General features: G+C 27.6%; 6 protein-coding genes, 3 tRNA genes and 1 other annotated feature. All 9 genes read left to right on the top strand.

Translation table 11 applies throughout. The features are described from left to right. A tRNA-Ala gene (locus tag B3630_RS00195) sits at positions 1 to 76 on the top strand. Between the two features lie 132 nt (positions 77 to 208). Then, positions 209 to 712 (top strand): HDIG domain-containing metalloprotein, encoded by a 504-nt coding sequence (locus tag B3630_RS00190; RefSeq protein ID WP_346894442.1) that lies wholly within the window; start codon positions 209 to 211, stop codon positions 710 to 712. A gap of 118 nt (positions 713 to 830) precedes the next feature. Beyond that, on the top strand, positions 831 to 1,349 hold the full coding sequence (locus tag B3630_RS00185; protein ID WP_346894440.1) for a transcription repressor NadR: 519 nt from the start codon (positions 831 to 833) through the stop codon (positions 1,347 to 1,349). 17 nt (positions 1,350 to 1,366) lie between these two features. Further along, positions 1,367 to 4,093, top strand: coding sequence for a UPF0182 family protein (locus B3630_RS00180; protein WP_414632981.1), 2,727 nt, complete (start codon positions 1,367 to 1,369; stop codon positions 4,091 to 4,093). A gap of 113 nt (positions 4,094 to 4,206) precedes the next feature. Beyond that, positions 4,207 to 5,598 carry an FAD-dependent oxidoreductase gene (locus tag B3630_RS00175; RefSeq protein WP_346894438.1) on the top strand — a complete coding sequence of 464 codons (1,392 nt, stop codon included), beginning with the start codon at positions 4,207 to 4,209 and terminating at the stop codon, positions 5,596 to 5,598. An 11-nt stretch (positions 5,599 to 5,609) separates the two neighbouring features. Further along, the gene (locus B3630_RS00170) at positions 5,610 to 5,843 is read left to right on the top strand and encodes a DUF1667 domain-containing protein (protein WP_150843603.1); all 234 of its coding nucleotides are present in this window, start codon (positions 5,610 to 5,612) and stop codon (positions 5,841 to 5,843) included. 61 nt (positions 5,844 to 5,904) lie between these two features. Beyond that, positions 5,905 to 6,107, top strand: a binding site (T-box leader). 63 nt (positions 6,108 to 6,170) lie between these two features. After that, positions 6,171 to 7,451 (top strand): serine--tRNA ligase, encoded by a 1,281-nt coding sequence (serS, locus tag B3630_RS00165; RefSeq protein ID WP_346894436.1) that lies wholly within the window; start codon positions 6,171 to 6,173, stop codon positions 7,449 to 7,451. An 84-nt stretch (positions 7,452 to 7,535) separates the two neighbouring features. Further along, positions 7,536 to 7,626 (top strand) — tRNA-Ser (locus B3630_RS00160). Between the two features lie 12 nt (positions 7,627 to 7,638). Beyond that, positions 7,639 to 7,729: transfer RNA gene (locus B3630_RS00155), tRNA-Ser, on the top strand. Positions 7,730 to 7,811 lie beyond the last annotated feature (82 nt).

The following is a 7,811-nucleotide window of genomic DNA, read 5'->3' as shown; positions in this document are numbered from 1 at the left end:
GGGGGTATAGCTCAGCTGGGAGAGCACCTGCCTTGCACGCAGGGGGTCAAGGGTTCGAATCCCTTTATCTCCACCAAAAGCAATCTATTTAGATTGCTTTTTTTTTATATTTATATTACTTAATTAACTATTATATTATTGTTTTAATTAAGTATATAATAATGTAAAGTAATTAAAAAAAATTCATTGCAAAGATGGTGTAATTAGTATGAATAGAGTTAAACAATTTATTAATTGTGTATTTGCAAAAATAACTAAAAAAGATATGGCGTTTATTAATAATTATTTAGATGAGAATGAAAAAAAATTACTGTATAAACTGCCGGCTTATGATTTGAAACATTCAGTTAATGTAGCTAGAGATATATATACAAATGAATCTGAAGAAGAAATTAAAAAGAATAATCTTAATCATAAAGAAATTGTAAAATCAGCTATATTACATGATATCGGTAAAATTCATACTCCTCTAAATGTAATAGATAAATCTATTTTGGTATTATTAAATAACATTACAAAAACAAAGATAGAAAAATATAGTGATAGAAATTCTAAGGTATATATATTCTATAATCATGGAGAAGAGGGTTATAAAATTTTAAAAGAAAAAGGATATGATAAAGAATTTTTGAATATTATAAGAAATCATCATAATTATAAAATACAAAATAAATGGCTAGATATTTTACGAAAGTATGATGATAGAAATTAATACATATAATTAATATAAGTAAAGAAATATTTAATAATGAAAGAAAAAATACAATAATATACATAAGTATATGATATACTATTATTTAAATAATATATGTTTATACATGGAGGGGATTATGATAAGCGCAAAGAGAAGAGAAAAAATAAAGAATCTATTAATACAATCTCAAGAACCTGTAAAAGGTCAAATATTAGCAGAAATATTTGAAGTTACTCGTCAAATTATAGTTAAGGATATAGCTATTATAAGAGCTGAGGGCGTAGATATAATATCTACGCCAAAAGGATATATGGCGTTAAAGGAAAATATCAATAGTATAAAGAAAGTTATAGCTGTTAATCATGGAAGGGAAGAAGTAAAAAATGAACTTGAGACTATTGTTAAATATGGTGCAATTGTAGAAGATGTAATAGTTGAACATCCTCTTTATGGAGAAATAAGAGCTATGCTTATGCTTAAAAATATGATGGATATTGAAAATTTTTATAGTAATTTTAAGCAGTATGAAGCTGAACCTTTAAGCGTATTAACAAATGGAGTTCATCTTCATACAATAATATGTGAAAATGATAGAGTTTTATCAAATATAGTAGAGGAATTAAATAAAAAAGGATTTTTGATTAAAGAATTATAAAAAGGGGTGTGAATATTTTGAAGAAGAAAGCTATCTGGAGTATAGTTTCTATCATAATAATTATATTACTTTTCACTATTGCTGGAATAAATATAATAGTTGACTATCAATGGTTCAGTGAATTGGGATATATTTCTATTTATTTTACTAAGTTATTATCTATAATGAAACTAATGGTTCCCACATTTTTAGTAATATTTATTGGAATAACATTATATTATAAAAGTTTAATACCTAATATTAGAAAGTTAAAAGAGATAGTAGAAATTGATAAAGTTAAAGATAAAAAAAGGTTTAAAATCTTTTTAGGAATAAATTTTATTATATCTTTATTCTTTTCTTTTAGTTTTGCAAATATATATTGGTACAAAATATTAGAATTTACAAACTATACAAAATTTAACATTAATGATCCTATATTTAATAAGGATATATCATTTTTTACATTTAAGTTACCTTTAATACAATCTTTATATAGTAGTATGATTTCATTATTAGTTTTACTTGTAATAGCTACTTTTATAATTTATATTATTTTAAATTTTAAGGATAAGATTAATAATCACTTTGATAGATCAGATAAGGTTGTAAATTTTAAATCTATGACTAGTGGTATAACAAGTTTTGCAGGAAAACAACTTGCAGTTATAGCTGCATTACTTATGTTAGTTATATCTTTAGGATATATGATAAAAGGATGGAACTTAGCATATTCTCCTAGGGGAATAGTTTTTGGAGCAAGTTATACAGATGTAAACGTATCTTTAAAATTTTATAAAGTGATTTCCATAGTTTCAATTATTTTTGCTGTATTAATATTCTTAAGTATATTGTTTAAAAAAGTTAAACCAATAATATTTTCAGTAATAGTAGTATTTGTACTGATGATTGGGGAAAGTGTTGCAGCAGGAGTTGTTCAACAATTTATTGTTAACTCCAATGAAAAAACATTGGAAAAACCTTATATATCCAAGAACATTGAGTATACTAATATGGCTTATAACATTGATAAAATTGATGAAAATAATTTTGAAATAAAGAATGATTTAGATGCTACAGGTATAAAACAAAATAAGGATATAGTTGAAAATATTAAGGTTAATGCATATCGACCTGCTTTAGAATTTTATAATCAATTTCAATATATAAGATATTATTATAAGTTCAATGATATAGATATTGATAGATACAATATTAATGGAAACTATAATCAAGTATTTATAGCACCGAGAGAAATTGATTTTGAAAAGTTAGATGAAAATTCTATTACCTGGCAAAATAAACATTTATCATATACCCATGGATACGGGGTTGTTATGAGTAAGGTTAACTCGGTAACAAGTGAAGGACAACCTGATTTTATTATGAGCAATATACCTATTGAAAATGAAACGGATATTTCATTAGAAAATCCAAGGATATATTTTGGTGAGAACACTAATGATTATAGTATAGTAAATACAAAGCTTGGAGAAATTGATTATCCAGTAGGTGGTGAAAATGCTACTAATAATTATGATGGTAATGCTGGTATATCCATGAATTATCCAAACAGAATTATATTTGCCATTAAAGAACAAAATAGTAAATTTTTATTATCCCAAGATATAACTAGTGATAGTAAAATTCTACTTCATAGAAATATAGTAGAAAGAGTTAATAAAGTTGCACCTTTTTTAAGATATGATGAAGACCCATATGTAGTTATAAACAATGATAGGCTTTATTGGATTATAGATGCATATACTGTAAGTGACAAGTTCCCATTTGCACAGCCTATGGGAGATATAAATTATATTAGAAATTCAGTTAAAGTTATAGTTGATGCATATGATGGAACAACAAAGTTTTATATAACAGATAATACAGATCCTATAGTTGCAACCTATGCTAAGATATTTCCTAAGCTATTTACAGACTTAAGTACTTTATCAGATGAAATTAAAGCTCACTTCAAATATCCTCAAGATTTATTTGCAATTCAGAGTGAAATGTTGTCTAAGTACCATGTTTCAGACCCTGGAGTTTTCTACAATGGGGATGATATATGGTCTATAGCTAGTGATGTCGCTACAATTGAAGGTGATGAAGTAAAATCAGAAGCTTCGTATGTTACTACTAAATTAGCTGGAGAAGATAAAGAAGAAATGGTTATTTTAGAGTATTTTAATACAAAAGATAGAGATAATATGGTAGGTATGTTTGGTGTTAGAATGGATGGAGATAATTATGGAAAAATGTTTTTATATAAATTTCCAACAGGAGGAACAATATATAGCCCAATGTTATTTAAACAAAAAATAAACCAGGATCCAGAAATATCTAAACAATTATCACTTTGGGATACTAAGGGTTCTCAAGTTCAATTTGGAGAAGTTTTAATAATACCAATAGGAAACTCTTTGTTATATGTAGAACCTCTTTATTTGAGAGCTTCTGGTGAAAATAGCATACCTGAAATGAAAAATGTCATAGTTGGTTACGGAGATAAACTAATACTTGAAAAAGATATAGGAACTGCTATTACTAAGATGTTTAATCTAGAGGATGAAGAAAATGATAATAACCCTAATAATGAAGGTATCGAAAATAATAAACAAGAAGGAAATTTAAATTCCGATTATTTAGGAAAATTAAAAGAAGCATATACAAATGCTATTGAATCTCAAAAAAATGGAGACTGGGCAAAGTATGGTGAGTATATAAATCAAATAGGAAAATTAATTGACGAATTATCAAAATAAATTTATATAAATAACATGACTAGCCGCTCTAAAATTTTCGTAGTAAAATGGAAGATAGAGTGGCTAGAATAATTTATATAAAGTAGTATTAACATGCATAGGTGGAGGAAATTATGGATTATGATGTATTGATATTAGGTGGAGGAATTATAGGTTGTGCTATAGCTTATGAATTATCAAAATATAACCTTAATATTGCAGTTATAGAAAAAGATTATGATATATGTAATGATACACCTTCTATAAACACAGCAACAATATATGATGGACTAGAATGTGAGGATGAATTATCATCTAAGCTTATTAGAAAAGGCAATTTATTAATGGAGGAGTATGCATTAAGATTTAAAGTTCCATATAAGAGGTGTGGTACCTTATATATAGCAAGGAATGAAATCCAGGCTATAAGTATTGATAAAATGTATGAAAGAGCTAAAGCAAAAAAAATAGATGATGTAAAACTTCTTATAGGAAAAGAAATATTGGAGTATGAACCTAATATAGAAGGAAGTATAATAAAATCAATATATATACCTAATACAGGCGTAATAAGCTCATATGATTTAGCTTTAGCATATGGTGAAATTGCTTTTGATAATGGAGTTAATTTTAGATTACAAGAAGAGGTTGAATCTATAAATAGTATAAATAAAGGATTCAAGATAAAAACAAGTAAAAATAAATTTACTTGTAAGATAGTTATTGATACAACTAAAGATAAAAATCTACAATTAGTTAATGAAAATAATACAGAAGATGATAAAGGGAAATATATGAAATATGTGGTTATTGATAAGCCTTATGAAAAGTTATATTCTAACATAATTTTTGATGTAAGAGAAAATGAAAGAATATATATAAGACCTACAATTAACAATGAAACAATAGGGGCTTATAGTAACTATAAAAATGTTCACTATGATAAAGTTATTCAAAAGATAAAACCTCTTACTAAAGAGATTAGTGAAAATGATATAAAAGTAGTAAGAGATTGGCGCCTTTTTGATGAACCTATTATTATACAAGATGATATTATTAATAGTGGGTATATAAATATTAAGGTTAATCATTATGCTAAGGTTACAATAACGCCATATTTAGCTTTGAACATATCAAAATTAGTAGTTGAAAAGTTAAATTGTAAATTTAAAAAGGATTTTAATGATAAGAGAAGGGAATATTTTAGATTTAAAAACCTATTAAATGAAGAAAGAAATAAAATTATTAAATTAGACAGTAAGTATGGACGTATTATATGTCAGTGTGAAAAAGTTAGCGAAGGTGAGATTGTAGACTCTATTAGAAGACCTTTAGGAGCTAGAACAGTAACTGGGGTAAAAAGGAGAACAGGAGCGGGATTTGGAAGTTGTGATGGGTGTTACTGCAAGGATAAAATAATTGAAATTTTGGCAAGAGAAATGGATAAAAGAGTTACAGAAGTGGTTAATAATTCAAAGGATTCAACCATTTTATTATCAAGAATAAAAGAATTTGATGAAATGTGAGGTAATAAAAAGTGAAGGATAAGGATATATTAACAACTATAGTGAGAGTAAAAGGATCTGTAGAGCGTAGGGTAGTTTCGGTAAAGAGTAGCGAACCGATAGATAAAAGTTTATGGCTTGAATGCTCTAAGTGTCTAAGTAGAATATATGTAGGACCACAGACATCAGAAGGAGATGTTATATGTAAGAATATACTTAATACAGGTGTAGATATAGTATGTACTAAATATGCTTACAAAAATTAATATTAATATTGACAAAAAATATGTTAGGGAATAATATAAACATATATTTAATGAAATAAATTATAAACCGTTGAAGAGAATAGTAGTACTAATTATATATGTAAGAGAGTCAGTGTTTGGTGTAAACTGATATATATATTATTACGAATCCGCCTCTGAGGGACTGTGATGAGCAGTACGGCATTAAGTTTGTCGTTAAATTTTTGAGTGGAATAATTAATTTTATTCAATTAGGGTGGTAACACGGAGTCTTTCGTCCCTTAGGGGGGGAAAGGCTTTTTATTTATATCAAAATATATTTATAAGAAAAAGGTAGGAGGAATAACAATGATAGACTTAAAGAAAATAAGAAATAATCCAGATGAAATTAAAGTTAAAATGGAAAATAGAGGAGAGAGTTTTGATTTATTGCTTATAGATGAAGTTGTAGAGCTTGATCAAAAGAGACGTAATATATTAATAGAGGTAGAGGAATTAAAAAATAAAAGAAATAAAACTTCAGCAGAAATTCCTAAGTTAAAAAAACAAGGTATAGATGTATCAGAAACTATGAAGGAAATGAAACAACTTTCAGAGACAATAAAAAATTATGATGTGGATTTAAATGAAATAGATCAAAGAATAGAATATATAATGATGAGAATACCTAATATACCTCATGATTCAGTTCCAAATGGTAGTGATGATGAGGATAATGTTGAAATTAAAAAATGGGGAGAGATAAGAAAGTTTGATTTTAATCCTAAAGAACACTGGACTATAGGTACAGAAAATAATTTATTGGATTTTGAAAGAGCTGGAAAAATTACAGGGTCTAGATTTACTGTTTATAAGGGACTTGGAGCAAGATTAGAGAGAGCATTAATAAATTATTTTTTAGATACTCACACTGGTAGAAATGGATATGATGAAATACTTCCTCCATATATGGTAAATAGAAATAGCATGACTGGAACAGGTCAGTTACCTAAGTTTGAAGAAGATGCCTTTAAAATTAGTGATACAGATTATTTTTTAATACCTACAGCAGAAGTACCTGTAACTAATATTTACAGAGATGAAATCCTTGAAGGAGATAAACTTCCGATAAAATATGTGGCATATAGTGCATGCTTTAGGTCAGAAGCTGGTTCTGCTGGAAGAGATACTAGAGGATTAATTAGGCAGCACCAGTTTAATAAAGTAGAATTAGTTAAATTTACAAAAGAAGAAGAATCATATGATGAACTTAATAAATTAGTTAAAGATGCAGAAAGTGTGTTACAAGGATTAGGACTTCCATATAGGATTGTAAAAATATGCAGAGGAGATTTAGGTTTTACTGCTGCTTTAAAATATGATATTGAGGTTTGGATGCCAAGTTATAATAAGTATGTAGAAATATCAAGCTGTAGCAACTTTGAAGATTTTCAAGCAAGACGTGCTAATATAAAATATAAAGATGATCCAAAAGCTAAACCTAAATTTGTTCATACAGTAAATGGTTCAGGGGTTGCTATAGGAAGGGCCTTAGCTGCAGTTCTTGAGAATTATCAAAATGAAGATGGTAGTGTTACAGTACCAGAGGTATTAAGAACATATATGGGTTGTAAAAATATAACTAGATAAAAAAATTTAGAATTTATATAAAAGTTTTTCAAAAAAATATTGACACAAGGGCTATTTCTTGATAGAATAACCCTTGTAGGAAATGGAGAGATGGTCGAGTTGGTTTAAGGCACCGGTCTTGAAAACCGGCGTACGTGTGAGCGTACCTAGGGTTCGAATCCCTATCTCTCCGCCATATTTTTAAATTGGAGAAATACTCAAGTGGCTGAAGAGGCGCCCCTGCTAAGGGCGTAGGTCGGGTAACCGTCGCGAGGGTTCAAATCCCTCTTTCTCCGCCATTTAAAAATAACCTATGAAAATTAAATAATTAAAATCAGAGTATGATTTTAATAATTCTACGGAGAGATGGTCGAGTTGGTT

It is taken from the genome of Clostridium sp. UBA7503, from assembly GCF_002477055.1.
Classification (GTDB): Bacteria; Bacillota; Clostridia; order Clostridiales; family Clostridiaceae; genus Clostridium_J; species Clostridium_J sulfidigenes.
The sequence above is the reverse complement of the archived record's forward strand: the minus strand, read 5'-3'. Positions and strand labels throughout refer to the sequence as shown.